This is a genomic window from Bradyrhizobium sp. SZCCHNR1051, from assembly GCF_032489615.1.
GTDB lineage: Bacteria > Pseudomonadota > Alphaproteobacteria > Rhizobiales > Xanthobacteraceae > Bradyrhizobium.
This window is the reverse complement of the sequence record NZ_JAUEYJ010000030.1, coordinates 1-15,316: the sequence shown is the minus strand read 5'-3', so window position 1 is coordinate 15,316 and position 15,316 is coordinate 1. Positions and strand designations below refer to the sequence as shown.

The 15,316-nt window shown below is 56.4% G+C and carries 8 protein-coding genes; 3 read left to right on the top strand and 5 right to left on the bottom strand.

What is annotated here, in order from left to right; translation table 11 throughout:
- Positions 1–19 precede the first annotated feature (19 nt).
- The 4 genes from QW868_RS30130 to QW868_RS30115 all read right to left on the bottom strand — a co-directional run bounded on the left by QW868_RS30130 (position 20) and on the right by QW868_RS30115 (position 9,219).
- Positions 20–2,146, bottom strand: a complete 2,127-nt coding sequence (locus QW868_RS30130; RefSeq protein ID WP_316232250.1) for a 3'-5' exonuclease — start codon at positions 2,144–2,146, stop codon at positions 20–22.
- A gap of 11 nt (positions 2,147–2,157) precedes the next feature.
- A complete protein-coding gene (locus QW868_RS30125; protein WP_316232249.1) occupies positions 2,158–5,106 on the bottom strand; it encodes a site-specific DNA-methyltransferase in 2,949 nt (982 codons plus the stop codon).
- Positions 5,103–8,180 carry a BPTD_3080 family restriction endonuclease gene (locus tag QW868_RS30120; protein ID WP_316232248.1) on the bottom strand — a complete coding sequence of 1,026 codons (3,078 nt, stop codon included), beginning with the start codon at positions 8,178–8,180 and terminating at the stop codon, positions 5,103–5,105. Before QW868_RS30120 ends, QW868_RS30125 begins: the two co-directional genes overlap by 4 nt.
- A 136-nt stretch (positions 8,181–8,316) precedes the next feature.
- Positions 8,317–9,219 carry a WYL domain-containing protein gene (locus QW868_RS30115; RefSeq protein ID WP_316232247.1) on the bottom strand — a complete coding sequence of 301 codons (903 nt, stop codon included), beginning with the start codon at positions 9,217–9,219 and terminating at the stop codon, positions 8,317–8,319.
- A 109-nt stretch (positions 9,220–9,328) separates the two neighbouring features.
- On the opposite strand from QW868_RS30115, the gene rmuC reads away from it, so the two are divergent.
- The 3 genes from rmuC (at position 9,329) to QW868_RS30100 (ending at position 14,646) form a co-directional block, all read left to right on the top strand.
- Positions 9,329–10,927, top strand: coding sequence for a DNA recombination protein RmuC (rmuC, locus tag QW868_RS30110; protein WP_316232246.1), 1,599 nt, complete (start codon positions 9,329–9,331; stop codon positions 10,925–10,927).
- Positions 10,928–11,053: 126 nt separating this feature from the next.
- Positions 11,054–13,900, top strand: coding sequence for an MIT C-terminal domain-containing protein (locus QW868_RS30105; RefSeq protein WP_316232245.1), 2,847 nt, complete (start codon positions 11,054–11,056; stop codon positions 13,898–13,900).
- A 20-nt stretch (positions 13,901–13,920) separates the two neighbouring features.
- Positions 13,921–14,646 carry a hypothetical protein gene (locus tag QW868_RS30100; protein WP_316232244.1) on the top strand — a complete coding sequence of 242 codons (726 nt, stop codon included), beginning with the start codon at positions 13,921–13,923 and terminating at the stop codon, positions 14,644–14,646.
- Here the strand turns inward: QW868_RS30100 and QW868_RS30095 are convergent.
- Positions 14,633–15,316: IS3 family transposase (locus tag QW868_RS30095; RefSeq protein ID WP_316232243.1), on the bottom strand; the 684-nt coding region annotated here is incomplete at its 5' end. The genes QW868_RS30100 and QW868_RS30095 overlap by 14 nt on opposite strands.

Here is a 15,316-nt window from a genome sequence, read left to right as displayed (position 1 = left end):
TGTATATGTTGGCGAATAGTCATCGGTTTGCTGAATGAGCCGTCTTGGCGTTCGCGTCTCCGAGGTCGCGCAAAAATTCGGAAGCTGGATTGACGCCAGAGAGTAAAAGCTGATCGCGAGCGCGGGTGCAGGCAACGTAGAATAGATGCCGTTCCGTCTCGTAAACCTCGTCCAATTCGGATTCGTCGGCAACGGTCTCGATCCGCTCTTGCAGAGGCAACACGTCGTCATCGCAGGCCATCACGGCGACGGCCTTGAATTCCAACCCCTTCGCGAGGTGCATAGTGCCAATGGAAATACGGCCCTGCGGCTGTTCGAGACGTTCGGATAGTTCCATTTGCGTGTGACCGGCCGCCTTCACCGCCGCGCGCGCCCTGGCGAGTTGATCGTTCGACCTGACGAAAATCCCTATCTCGGCGGGTGCAATTCCGTCGGCCACGGTCTTCTTGATCCAATCGGCCACGCCTGCGATTTCGCGCTCGTCATTGGCGTATGTCTGGAATTCTGGATCGGGGCCGTTGAACACGGACACCGTGCCGCGCCGATCTTGCTCGTTGCCATCAACGTCCTGCACGAGCTTCGGGAGGAGGCGGTCGGCGGCCTGCCTGATTTGGTGCGACGTTCGGTAGTTGACCTTCAGGGTGCGCGCACGTCCACGAATATCGACACCGAGTGCTTTCCAAGAAAACGGCTCCTGAAAGATGCGCTGGCCCAGGTCGCCCGCAAAGAAGAGCGCATTGGGACCTTTGGGCGTGACTGCGGCTAGCATCCGCAATTCAGGCACGCCAAGGTCTTGCGCCTCATCGACCACCGCATGGGTAAAGGGCTTATCGGTCCGCTGCGAAAAATGTGTAGTCACCTTCCCGAAGATGGAAGGCCATGTCAGAAGCCCTTGCGCCTCGATAAGTTGTCTTGCTCTCATAAAGACAGGCCATAGCTTTTCCCGCTGCTTGACACCGAGTCGGTTCTTGCGACCGAGACGAGGAACGTCCTGATAGGCGTCGAGGCTTTCCAACTGCCAAGCATCTACAACATTGAGCCATTCCGAGGCTAGAAATCGCGGCGTGAAGCTTGTGAGCGAAGCCTCGCTCGCCGCCGTTCTGAGTGCCCCGCGAATTTGATCCTCGGTCGCGGCCCTCGGGTGATGGCCGAATGCCAGCGTGAACAGTTCATTGGCCACGCCCTTGAAGGGCAGGACGGTGACTCGGGGGACAACCCCCTTATCCTCGCCGGTCAGAATGCGTAGCTTGCCTTCAAGCGCATTGGCGAGCGGCAGCGAGAACGTCGTGAGCAACAACCGCGCCTGCGGATGTTGGCGCAGAATGTTCGCCGCGCGGTGCAGGGCAACGACGGTCTTCCCCGTTCCCGCCGATCCAGAGACGCGGGCAGGGCCATTGAACGATTGCTCGACCACCTGCCGTTGGGACGGATGAAGGAACACCGTCCATCGATCCCACGGAAAATCGAGCGCGCGCTTGAGTTCTTCGACATCGTCCATGACGCGAAAGCGCCGTTGGGCGTCCGGATGCTCGAAGGGACTAACCGTTTCGGGCGCTGTGACAGCCGGGATCTGCGGCTTTGCGCCAACGGCGAGGTCGAGTAGCGCTTCCGCCGCTTCGCGCGGCAAATGCACGGCAAGATCAAAAATGGTGTCTTCCGTGGCTGTCTTGATATCCGCCAACCAATCGACCGGGACACCATAACTAAGGAGCTCTTCGTCCGTAATGTGGGGAAACAGCGGCGGCGGCAGTAGGGCGCGAATCGGCGCTGCGGGCCGCTCAATCTCTACAGGCTTGTGGACGACGAATTCCTGAACCCGCTCGCGTACCTCGACGATCTGGGCCGCGCCTGTCTTGGGGTGCGTTTCGATGCGACGACGTTCTGCCCAAGCATAGGCGTCATCGTGATGCCCAACATAGCAAATCAAAAAACTAGCCTGCGTCTTGTGCACTATGAGCCGAATATCGCGGCTGACACGCATCGACCAGAAATTGGGATCTTTCGACTTGTCGATGCGGTGGAATTGAAGCCCAGGCGCGGCTGGATTCATCTGCAAGTCGAAAACGGTCTCCTTGACCGCCTTTTGTTCTTGGCCAGACAGGCGACTTAAAGCGCTCTGAAAGCTGTCGGCGATGCAGAAGATCATTCTTAAATCTCCTACACCGCGAAGACCTTCATCACCTCGTCGCCGAAGTGATTGATGACCTTGACTGCAAAGCGGTTGGTTTCGGGACGGGGGAATGGACGCGACTTATCCCGGTAGAGGGTTGCCCAGGCGTCCTCGTCGATCTCGGCCTTGAGCGACGTTTTGAGCGACTTGTACGGATCGTTAGCGCCAAGGAAATAGGCGTGGCGGACGAAAAAGCTTTCCTCGTTGTAGTCGGTGTCGATGAACCAAGCGGCAATATCGTCCTTGCCGCTGGCCCGGACTTCACCGGTCCTGGGATCGAACACATCGACACCAAGAACCTCGACAACGATTTCGCCGTCCGCGCTGAATTCCCATTTAATGTCTGGCTCGCCGAACACGACAAACAGGTTGCCTGCGCCCGTATTCTTGAGTTCGTCAGACATGTGCAGTTCGGGATTCATCTTCGCCTTGAGAATCGGGAGAGGCCCGAGCTTGTTCAGCTCCGAGGTGTGCGCCTCGAAGTTGAACCCGCAGGCAATCAGCGCATCGAACCGCGCATCCAGGGCCTCGCGCGCGGCGGCAGTCAGGTCGGCGCGGCTGACCGTACCGAATTCAGGACCGATGAAGATCGCGGCGCGCTTTTCCGTCTCTCCTTCCATGAACCGGCCATCGGCGGCGATCCATGTCCCCGGCCAGCCAGTGATCGCCGTAAAGGTGATACGATCTTCCTTCTTCGCTTGTTGGACACCTGAGGTTTCAAGGTGCTCCAGGATCATCGTCGTGAAGTCGTTAAGTTCCTCGGTACCCTTGGGCAGCTTCCGCTTGCGTGTGCCTTCAATGGCGTCCAGTTCGTCGATCAATTCCCATTCGCTGGATGGCACCACACGGTGGGGCGACAAACTTTCGACTGTGAACGGGCCCGCAACGCGGACGCGGGATTTGTCCTCATAGGGCCGGTCATAGAGAAGTTCGACATCAGCTTTCTTCGCAATCGAATCGTCGATCTTCTTCTGCCGTGCAATGCGCTGCTCCCACCAAGCCTTGTGGAGCCCGTTGATGTTGTTCGACCAGCCCGGCGCAGCCTCGCGCGGGATTTCCCATTCCTCCCAGTTCTTGCCGAGAGCGGTGTTCAGTTCATGGCGCAACGGTTCCAGCTTCGCTTTGAACTCGTCCCAGATCACGTCGATCTCGGCGTTACGGGCGATGGAACTTAGCATTACGTGAGGCGCGCGATCATAGACAAAACCTTGGCGGATATCGCCATGCGCTGCGCCGTGGGCCGGTGGTTTCCCAGTCAACTCTGCTTCTTTCAGGCGGCCGTCCTCACTGTCAGAGAGAAAATAATAGGGATACTTCGCGCCCATCACCCGCGCGCGGGCGAGCGCGAGCGCGACACGCGATGTGTCGATGGTAATCCAGCGTCGGCCCCACTGTTCGGCAACGGTTGCTGTCGTACCCGAGCCGCAGGTTGGATCGAGCACCAGATCCCCCGGATCGGTAGCCATGAGTAGGCACCGTTCGATAACGGTCGGCGACGTTTCTACAACGTAACGCTTTTCGTCCGCTCGGCTCGATACCCCGCCACTGGTATCGACCCAAATGTTGTGGGTCATCGAAATTGGGAAATCCGATAGCATGCTTCGGAAACGCAACCCACTCTTTGTCTTGTGTAGTCGGCCAGCGCGCCCGACTCTGCCAAGCGTATCAAGTCGCACCTTCCAGTGGGAACTAGCAGGCGGCAAATATTGCTGTCCTTCGAAATCAAACCGCTGCGTGTCGGAAGCCGCGCCTGGAGAAACAAGGGACACTGGCTGGAAAGGCGACCACTCGATAGATAAATCGCCAGCCTTTTCGTGCTCAGTCATGAGGCGACAGGTGATGCCATCCTCCGAACGAACCGTGCTGAACCGACCAATGCTACCAAGATCGCTCTTGCTTTTAAACAACTGGCGGTATTTCAGCCTTTGTTTATCACGAGCAAACCAAAGTATCGTGTCGTATACTGCAGGAAGAAAGTTGCTGGTGGCATACGGAGTCGTTTGGTAGGCGATTGCACAAACAAAATTATCTGGTCCAAACACCTCATCAAGAACCATCCTCACCCGCGCGACATTCTCATCGCCGATCTGCACGAAGATGCTGCCGCTTTCGGTCAGCAAGTCCCGCATCGCGGTGAGGCGATCTCGCAGGTAGGTCAGGTACGAGTGAACGCCATCTTTCCATGTGTCACGGAAGGCACGCACTTGCTCTGGCTCACGGGAGATTTCTTCGAGCCTGCCGTCTTTTACTTCGCGCGAACGTGTAGACACCTGCCAATTCGAGTTGAACTTGATGCCATAGGGCGGATCGAAATAGATGCACTGAACCTGCCCGCGCAGTCCCTCTCGTTCGGCAAGGCTCGCCATCACCTGCAAGCTGTCGCCCAAGATGAAGCGGTTCGACCAGTTCTGGTCGTGCTGGTAGAATTCAGTCTTGGCTTCGGGGTCGATGCCGTTGAAGTCGTGGAACAAGTCGGCGATGTCGCTCTCGGCTTCGCGCTTTGCCTTCGTGCGGCGGGTCAAGTCGTCAATGATCGCCTTAGGGTGAATCTTCTCCTGAATGTAGAGCGGCGGTGCGTTCACGACGAGGTCTGACCAGTCCTGCTGATCCTTGCCTCGCCACGTAAGCTCCGCATTGGACAGTTCGATGTAGCCGGTCGCCGCCGCTTTCTTGATTTGCTCCGGCGTCAGGCGCACGCGCGTTCCTTTCCAGACTAGCTGAGGGTCGAGGTCGCCATCACGTGGGCGGGTTTCGCCCTGGGCGAGCGGGTAGCGGCGCGAATATACCACTGGGGAGAAAGGGGCGACTTCCTCAGCGCGCTGTGCCGCGGATTGAAGCTCGGCGGTCGGGATGTTCTTTCGTTTCGCTTCCTTATGCGTCAGTGTTTCGACCTGCTTTGGCGCACCCGCTGATCTTTTCTTGGTTCCCTTGCTCATGCTTGGCTCGTTGCTTCCAATTGATGTTCGCTATTCTTTTCGAGCGCTTCGTCGATCAGCTTAGCGAATTCTTCTTGCATTTCGAAAACGTCGTTAAATTCCTCGAATGCCCAGCGGCCATACGTGCCTAGATTGTTCACGCCCCTGATCCATTTCTGGCGCATTGTTTCCGATTTCAGCTTCACGTTTTCCCGCCGATAGCCCTTGACCTCAACGATTAGATGCAGGGGATCGTCAGGGCCACGCCCATCGTCAATGTTTACGATGAAATCCGGCAGGTAGAGTCGTGCAGTCGATCCGTCCTTGTACGGCACTTCGAGGCCAAGGCCCTGATTCTTGACGTAGGACAGGACGCGCGGGTGATGCTCAGCCGCGCGTGCAAACTCGGCCTCCCAGTCGCTGTCGCACACAATGTAATTGATGTGGCATTTCCTAGGATCGGTCGTATAGAGGTCTTTGCTAGTCATGAACCCGACATGGCGCGTCGAGCCTTTTGGATTGTAGGGATCCAGAACGGCGCGGATGCGCTCTTCGTCGCCAATCGCTGCGGCGATGCCATGATACACGCGCTCCGCCGCTTGCGCGGCGACACTGAGGATTTGCAGCATCCATGGGCCAGTGCCGCCCTTGCACTCAAGATAACCTTCCTCGATCCAACGCCGGACAAGGCGCTGGATTTGATAGAACAGGTGCAGCTTCGGCTCGCCGTCGGCATCCCTGAAATAGGAATAGAGAAGATACTTGGCCAATTCATACGACACGGTGCTCGGGCGTTTGTCTTTCATTTCGGCAACAGTGAGCGTAACGCCTTCGCCGACAATGCCTTCGAGCAGAGTCTGACCCGGCCCGACCATATCGGGCGTGAGAACGAGCTTAGAATTCTCGTTGAAATTGGCTTGCAGCTTTTCTTCGGGCAAGTCGATTCGATAGCCGACCACGCGCGGGAAAATCATTTCGAGTGCGGCGCGGTCGCGCATCGCCGCCACGCGTGTCATTTTCTTGGGCGGCTTGACCGGAGCTACCTGCGGCTTGGCCGTGAAATCGAACGGGATGCCCATGATGTCGGCATATTCGACATTGAACAGGCTTTCTGCATTCAGATCATAGGAATAGCGGCGCAGACCGCGCCCGACGACCTGCTCGCACAAGAGCTGCGTGCCGAACGCGCGAACGCCGAGAATGTGAGTGACGGTGTTCGTGTCCCAGCCTTCGGTTAGCATAGAGACGGAAACGACGCAGCGTACTTGTTCCCCAAGCCGCCCCTTCTTGCCGACCGTGTTCATGACCTCGCGCAGCAGATCGGAGTCGGACAGTTCTCCGACCTCGGCTGCGCCCGAGCGCTGCGCGATCTCGCGCTTGAATTGCTCGATTTCAAGGGCGGCGGCGCGGCGGAAGTCGTCGTCGAGTTCGCCCGCTTCAAGCTGCTTGCTGTCGATCAGAAGCGTGTTGGGCCGGGCGAGGCGGTTTCCGTGCTCATCGAAATTGCTGAAAAGAGAGAGATGGCCGTGGTGAACGGTGCGAAGCTCCTCGCTGTCCTCCGCAACCGCGCGCTGCCAGCCTGAAATCCATTCGTAGACCAGCTTCGACGTGGACGTGTTGTTGCAGACGACGATGAATACCGGGGGCGTGTCGATGCCCGCCTTTTTCCATTTATCGTAGGTCTCTTGGTAGTGATTGTAGAGAGCCACAAGGGCGGTTTGCAGCTTCGCCGGAAGCGAGTTGGGATCGAGGTCCCCCTGACCCTTGCCGCGTCCTTTCTTCGGCATCTCGTCGCGAATGTGCTCCCACAGGTCGCGGAACACCGGAACATCCGCATCGGGGATATTGTCGGCGGTGGGCACCCGCGGCAGCTTAACGATGCCGCATTCAATCGCGTCCATCAACGAAAAGTCGCTGACCGTCCAAGGAAACAGGGTGCCCTCGGCATAGCCCGAGCCGCGCAGGAAAAACGGCGTAGCCGACAGATCGTAGACGGCGCGGACACCCAGCTTGCGCTTGAAGGATTCAATGCCGTTGATCCAGAGCCGCGCCGCTTCATTGTCCTCCTTGGCGGCAACCTTGTCGTCGCCGCTCAGCTCGTCGATGTCTTCGTTGTCCGGCTTTTCTCGGTAGCAGTGGTGGGCCTCGTCGTTGATGACGACGATATTCTTGAGGCCCATGAGTTCTTCGGCCACGCGACGAACCATCTGGCCTTCGGTTTCCTTGGTCGCAATCGGTGCGTGGCGGCCTTGGAGTAGCGAGCGTCCAACCCTATTGACCTCCAGAACTTCCTTAAGCTGGAGCGCGTGATAGTTGGTAATGACGATCTTGGCCTTGTTAATGTCCTCCAGCATGTCGCCGGGGACCAATTCGCGGGCGCGGTAGTAGCTTTCGATATCGCTCGGCAACAAGACGCGGAGACGGTCCTTGATTGTGATGCCCGGCGCGATGATAAGAAAACCGCGCGAGAAGTTGTTGCTGGTGGGCGAGCGGACCGAATTTACCGTCTGCCATGCAATCAGCATCGCCATAACGGTGGTTTTGCCCGCGCCGGTCGCCATTTTCATTGCGAGGCGAAGCAGTTCGGGGTTGGCTTGTTCGTTGGCCCCAAGGATATGCTCCCAGATGTGGGCATACTGACGCTTGGTGCGTGCCACTTCCGTGAGCCATATGATGGTTTCGACCGCCTCCACTTGGCAGAAGAACGGGCGTACTCCATGAAATTGATGGCTGCGCCAATAGTTGAGCAAGCGCGCCGTGGCCGGTGTAACGCCCCAAGCGGCAGGATTTGAACGCCGCCATTCGCCGACGTGGTTACGGATCTCGTTGATGATGGGAGTCGGGTTGTATTCCTGTTCGTCGGTCGAAAGCCCATCCTCACCTTGCAAGTCGAGGTTGCCCTGATCCTTGGCGCTCTTGCGCTTCTTCTTGCGCGGCTTGGGTACAGGCGTAATCAGTTCGGACTTCCGCCGTCCCTCGCGCGGCAGCTCATCGAGCGGCTGTCCCTCGTTATCGAGCGGGTGGTAGCGTTTTGGCTCTTCATAGGGTGAGTTGAGTATTGGGTTCTCAAAGAATGCCGCCGAATCTGAAGTCATCTTGTTTCCAATCAACCTGCCCGTTCGAATGCTGTTTTGATCAACCGACAATAGCCGAAATTAATGGTGTGTGCCCACAACGACTTTCGAACGATACCCTAGCTTGAGATCGCCTATTCGACTCGCTAGATGGCTGTCAGTTTTTTTCGGCCATGCTTGTCGAGGATTCAACCCTTCTGAGCGCTGATTGCACATCTGCTGACTCTAGCAAGACGATATGCTGTTGCCTGGGGTCTTGTTCTCGCGCCTCGTTGAGCAGGCCAAGGCGTTTGAGGACGTAAAACAGCATCGCATAGCGAACCGTGAGAGTCCGCTTGCCGCCCTTCATTCCGTAGTCTTTGGCGACCACTGCTTGCTGGCTGGGAGTCAGCTTCGGATGCGGAATGATCTCGAATGAAAAGTGCTCGCGCCAGAGATGGTCATCGTTTGCCAGAAGACCGGGTGCACCCAGCCCACGACATTTCAAAGCCCGAGGCAGCAGAAAATCATCGAAGGCGTGCTGAAGATGGCAATATGCCCGAGCATGCCATCTCAACCCATCGTACCCGAAGGCATGAGGCGTGATGCGCCGCCACATGGGATCGGGCCTTTCCTTGTTCATCGATTGATAGAAGATTTCGACAGACCTTTGATCCCGTATCGCGGCAAGCACCGTTCGTAGCACGTCCATATTGATGTCCCGCTTTGGAGTGAGTGCGACATCGGCGTCCGGCGGCGATGCGATCCACGATTCAGACGGCTTGGTCTGTCCCTCCGAAAGCGAGCGCAGTCGAGCAAGATAGGCATCGGGGTCGGGCTTCAAAAAGCGTGGTTGAAAATGAGAAGTGCAAACGTAGCGCTTCGCGCTTTTGTCATATTCAAGATTGCGAGGTGCGAGCTCCTGGTATTGCGCGAGGTCTTTAGAGGCTTGAGGTACTGAGACGCCAAAGACCTCAATGATGTCCGACCTGTTCACGCGGCCATCCCAAAACAATCGAAATTCGATAAACTCCAAGCGCTGCTCGATGCCCCACTTTAACGCCGGGATGGTCTCGCTCATTGCTTCCTCAAGATGGGAATAGAAAGTATATTGACATCGTTTATAGACGCGTATAGTTTATATTCCCATGATGCTTCGTTTGCAAGAATGATTGTCGTCGGGGGTAGCTATGGAACTCGTTATTTTTGTCTGTTTGCTGGCCGCGATCCTGGGATTGCTGGGCTTTTTCGTTGGAAGGTATCTTTTTCCACAGCGGCGGGAAGCCGACCGAGCAGCCTTGCTCGCGGCACAGGTAGAAGTCGAGCGGCTTACGACCGCGCTCGGGGAAGCAAGGTCAGAGCTACAGGCGGCATCAGAGGAGGCTCGGGCGAAGTCTGAAACTCTTGCGGCCCTCGAAAAGAGCGGCGCTAGGCTGGATGAGCGGGCGCTAGTTCTGGATAGACAGGTTGTCGATCTTTCGGAATCCCTAAAGCAGGCCAGCGCCGCCCGGGTGCGAGCGGAGGATTTGGCGCGGGAAGAAAGTGAAAAGGTGGTGCGCCTTCTCGAACGGGAAGAATCCTTCAAGAAGCAGATCACCTCGCTGGAGGACACGCGCGATCACTTGAACGAGGAAAGTTCGAAACTCCGAGCGCAATGCAAAAGTGTTGCGGAAGAAGTTGCTCGGCTTGGCGAGCGCTGCCAAGCTCAAGCCAATGAAATCGAGCTGCTTCGCTCCCAAGACAAGAAGCTCAACGACACGCTTCGAACCGAATTCGAAAACATTGCGACGCGAGCATTGAAGGTAAACGCTGCCGAGCTGACTGAGGTATCGCAAAAGCAAATTGCTGCGCTTGTGGATCCTTTGCGCGAGCGCATCTCCGAGTTCCAGAATAGGGTCGAGACTGCTTATGATGCGGAGAAGCGAGAGGTGTTGTCTCTCAAGGAGCACATAAGGCTCGTCGTTGAGGCAAGCCAGAATCTCGGCTCGCAAGCTGATGGGCTCGCAAAGGCTCTTAAGGGCGACGTGCAAATGTTGGGGCGTTGGGGTGAGCTGGTTCTGGAACGTATTCTGGAGGCCGCTGGTCTTCAAGAAGGCAGGGAATACATCACCCAAGCACGCGGCCTGGGCCTCAAGAGCGAGTCCGGCGTGGCGCAGCGACCAGACGTGCTTATTCTTTTGCCCGAAGAAAGAACTCTGGTCATCGATTCGAAGATATCATTGGCATCCTACGACCGGCTGATTTCAGCGACAGTCGAGGACGAACGTGCGCAGTATTCGACGCAGTTTGTGCGGGATATCAAAACGCACATCGATGGCCTATCGCGCAAGAGCTATCAGGATAACGAGAAAATTGCTGCGCACGATTGCGTTCTGATGTTTGTGCCAATTGAGGGGGCGCTTGCTGCCGCTCTTGCCGCTGAACCCGAACTGTTCACCTACGCCTGGGATAAACGCGTCGTCTTGGTCGGGCCGCCGACCCTTCTGATGACTCTCAGAACTGTCGCCTCCATTTGGAGATACGAACTGCAAGCTCAGAATGCGCAGGAGATCGCGAAGCTTGCGGGCACCCTATGCGACAAGGTAGGCGCAAGCTTGGCCGATCTAAACGTAGTCGCAGACCGCATGAACAATGCGCTCGCTGCTCATAGCGAGGCAGTAAAGCGGCTATCGACCGGAAAGGGTAATGTGCTCAGCATAGGCGAGCGCATCCGGAGCTTGGGGGCAAAGACCAAAGCTCCGATGCCCGCCGTGAATGTTGGGGGTGAACTGATAACTGCGGAGTCCTGACCATGCTTGACTGTACAGCCACGCTCGTTCGGTCCGGGTAGATGCTCCGAGGTCTCATACCAATGCAGGGTTGAAAAGCAGGAATGGCGAAGTAAGGGTGATATTCGGGAAAAAGGGGCTGAGCAATTGAACCGTAAGACACCAAGCAAGCTCAAGAAGGACCTCGAAACGGCATGCGACAGGATAAATCGTCTAGCCAATCTCCTTGAGGCAAAGTCCATTGACAGTCAATGGAACCTCGGCTCGGAGTGCAGCGCCGCAGCCGCCAAGCTTCGAGATGTTCTGAAGCAGAGCGAGATTCCAGCCGCTTATAAGGTCGCCGTAATTGGTCGCTTCAAAGCAGGCAAATCCTCGTTTGTGAACGAGTTGCTCGAACGCCAACTTGCGGGGGAAGACACGTCGCCGGAAACAGCAGCTATCACAACTTTCCGAAGCGGTGACGAGGTCCGCGCAACGATCAATCTAATTGACCGGGCTGTTTGGGACGAACTCAAGAAGCTCCACGAACTCGACGAGTCAGATCCAAACGCTCACCGATTCGCGAACTGGATGAAATTCTCGAAGGGGGTCGAGCCGGGCACTGGCCGCCCGTTCGAATTCGACCTTAGGGGAATTGAACGCGATTTGGTTCATGTTGGAGGGCACTCGCGCGAGATCACGCTTTCTAGTTCGTCGCGTGATTCGAGCAAGAAGCAAGAAAGTCAATTTCGACGTAGCTTGAAAGAATATACCAGCAGCACCAAGCCATATCACTGCCTTGTCGAGTCGATTGAAATTCAGACACCTTCGACGATTCTTGGGGAAGGCGTCATTTTACTCGACACCCCAGGATTGGATGATACCGAACGATTTCGCGTCCAGCTTACGGAAAAGGCCGTCGAAAATGTCGATGCCGTCTTGTTCTTAACCAAGTCAGGAGCTGCATACGGTCAGTCAGAGAAGGAATTCTTGCTCTCTCTCTTGCGAAGAGGAACGGTCAAGCAGCTAATCTTCGTCGTAACACAAGTTGACCACACTTATGATCAGCACGTTAAACAACGGCAACACGAAGATGAAGAACCCGAGCCGATTTCTCAACGCATTGAAGCGGAACGAGTTAGGCTGAGAGGTGAAATCGAGGCAACGCTCGACGAACTCGAAAAAGCATCGGGTGGCGCTTCGATGCAGCGCTATCGAGAACAATTGGGCGCAATTGAGATAGCCTTTACGTCCGCGACCAATCATCGTGATTGGTTGAAAAAAGAGCCTGTGCGCTTTCCGCTCGCCGCCGCGGATCCCGGCGGGATGAATCAGATTCGGCAGATACTGTTTTCAGTTCTGGCTACAGAGTCTCGTCTCGCTGCTGCGAAAGACAAGATTCAGGCTGACACGGTCGTGATTCTGCAGCAACTGCTCGCGTTGATTGAAGGTCGCCGATCCGCTGTTCGAAATCTCAAGAACCGGGAGGTGGCCGAAGAGAAGCTTGGAAACTTTCGTGACCAATTTAGAGACGATTGTTCAAAATTTTCGGCAGTAACCCTTGCTGATGCTCAGACACTCAAAGTCGCGTTGGAGAACAGGGCACCAATCGAGAAGCTGGCTTCGGAGAATGTCGTGTTACATGCGCAAGCCGTTTTGGGCGCATACGAGTCTGATGATGCTGGTCGGCATTGGCGCACCCGGCGTGGCGGCAATTGGGGCTACCTTCATCAATTCCAGTTGCGTGTCGCGAACAAAATATTTCCGACGGTCGCGCAACAACTGAATGAGCAGACGGAGGAGTTCAGCCGTTTCATTGCCAAGTTTCGCCTCCACCTAAAGGCGCTGTCCGATAGAGCCGGAGAAACAAAGCGCGCACTCGAATTTGGTTCAGATGTTCAGCTCGACATCGCAGGCGAGTTAGAGAAATTTTTGGACGGAACGCTCGGTTCTTTGCAGGAATTGATCACAGGAGAAGAGAACAAGATTGTAACTTTGTTGGAGGATTTCATAGATCAGAAGGTCGAGGACGAGATTTCCAAGGCGCGCCAAAGCGTATCGGGAATTTGGGGTAAGGGAACCGTAGTCAATCAAAATGTCGAGGTCCGCAGCTTCTATAAGAGGGTGGTGAAGATCCTCAGCGACGCTCTTCGTGCACATGTTTTGGGTCGGTTCGCTGAGTTTTCTCAAAACCTTCATCAGCAGGCAGCGGCGCTTCCCAATCGGGCGCTGAGCCATGCGGGTGCAGAGATCGAGCGAGTTTCAGCGGACATTCGCGCCGCAGCCGAAGCGGCAATAGCTGGCCAAAAGGAAATATTCGAACGATTGGCTGAGGAGCTTACGTCGGAAATTGGCAAGGTCGTTGGCGAGGTCCAAACGTTGCTAGACTGGGTTGAGGCGGCGCCCGCGATGGTGCCTTCCGAGCCCACAGCATTGGGCGGCCCACAGGAGGAGGAGCCAGATCGAGGCGAGCGTCAAGCTCCGGTTATTCGCTTGGACGACCCGGCGGAAATTCGAACGAATGCACAGGCGTGTGTTGCGCGATTTTCACTGCAGAACAATGCCACGGGATGGACATTCGATAAAATCTTTGCGCCGAAGTTCTTAAAGGGGACCGTTAATCTTTGGTTGATCGAACCGTTCCTAGTCAAAGGGCACCAACGACGCAATTTTTCAGAATTTGTGCGGGCAGCATGTTCTGCTGCAAAGCTCAAATCGATCAGCGTTCAAACCAAAGTTCAGGATAGCGCTGAGCTGGAACAAGTATCCAAGTTCTTGGAGGCGTTCGACCGAGATTTGTACGAACAGATCGGCTGCCGCGTCAGTGTTTCATTTTCAGAGGACCTGCATGATCGATTTGTTGTCTTGGACAACGGGAACGTGTTCAAGCTGGGACGGGGCCTGGACATCTATAAGTCCGCAAGCGGGTTGGCCGCCTCCAATGCCTCTCTTCGCAAAGTAAAGGAGTGCGAAATAGACGTGTTTGCTCCTGAGAAGGTGCGAGGGCTGCATTGATAGTGAAGATTGGAGCCTGCGTGAGCAAAAGTGAGGCGCGTAGCGCAAATTTGTTGCCCGCACATGGATTGATTGAGTGCAGGCGCTGTTGGGGGTCTTTCGGTACGGGCGCGGAATATGTCTCTAGAGATTCTAAATTCAAGCTTGTAAATGATCCCGCCGCGTGGGGCTCCCGTGAGCCGCGCGTCTTGGTTTTGGGAATGACAAAGGGGAATACCCAATCCAATGCGATGAGCGCGTGCATTGGTGAGGGGGACTTTGACAAGGTAGCGTATGCAAAGTTTCGCGACCGACTAACAGCGGTACTCCAGATTGTCGGGTTGGCTAAGGACACCAATTGTGTGGATTCGCTGATTGTATCTAAAGAAATGGAGTTCGGATGGGGTTCCGTGATTCGATGCAGCCTCACGGGATGGGACGCAAAGAATAACCAATACTCTGGTGAAAGCGGAAAGGTTCTGCCTGCATTCGATCATTTGGAAATGAGAGCAGTGGTGCGCAACTGTTTCAGCCAATTCCTATCGGCTCTACCAGAACGGACCAAGCTAGTCGTGTTGCTGGGTAACTCGGACGGCTACTTGAGGAAAATGAAGAGGATTGTCGGAGACTTTTATTCCGCTGATTTTTGCGGAGAACCAGAGTACGAGGGAGTCTCCTACCGCGCGGGTGGAAAGCGCTGGGTTCACGTGGCCCATCCGTCAAGGGGCAACGGGTTGACCTTGCCCCCAAGTTTTATCCAGATCTGAGTTCGTTCGGGCGGTTTGATGTGCCCATCTGGGCGGTCGTAGCGGCGGGAGCTGGCGCGGAGCTCTCGGCATAGCGCAGCGCCAGATCCCGACGCGGATTGCAGGTGGCGGCGAACTCGGATGGCGTCTTCCATCCGAGCTGGGAGTGCGGCCGAGAGTCGTTATAGTCGGTCTGCCAGCATCGGAGCGCAACGCGGGCCTGGGCGAGCGAGGTGAACAGCGTCTCGTTCAGCAGTTCATCCCGCAGGCGGCCGTTGAAGCTCTCGATGAAGGCGTTCTGCATGGGTTTCCCCGGTGCGATGTAGTGCCAGGCGACACGGCTCTGATCGGTCCATGTCAGAATGGCATTGCTCGTGAACTCGCTGCCGTTGTCGCTCACCACCATCTTGGGCTTGCCGCGCTCGGCGACCAGCCGGTCCAGCTCCCGAGCGACCCGGGCGCCCGAGAGTGAGGTGTCGGCCACCAGCGCCAGGCATTCGCGGGTGCAGTCGTCGACCACGGTCAGGACGCGGAAGCGCCGGCCGTCGGTCATCTGATCCGACACGAAGTCGAGCGACCAGCGATCATTCGAGAGCAGCGGCACCGTCATCGGTGCTCGTGTGCCGAGGGCCCGCTTGCGGCCACCTCTGCGGCGCACCGTGAGCCGTTCCTCCCGGTACAGCCGGAACAG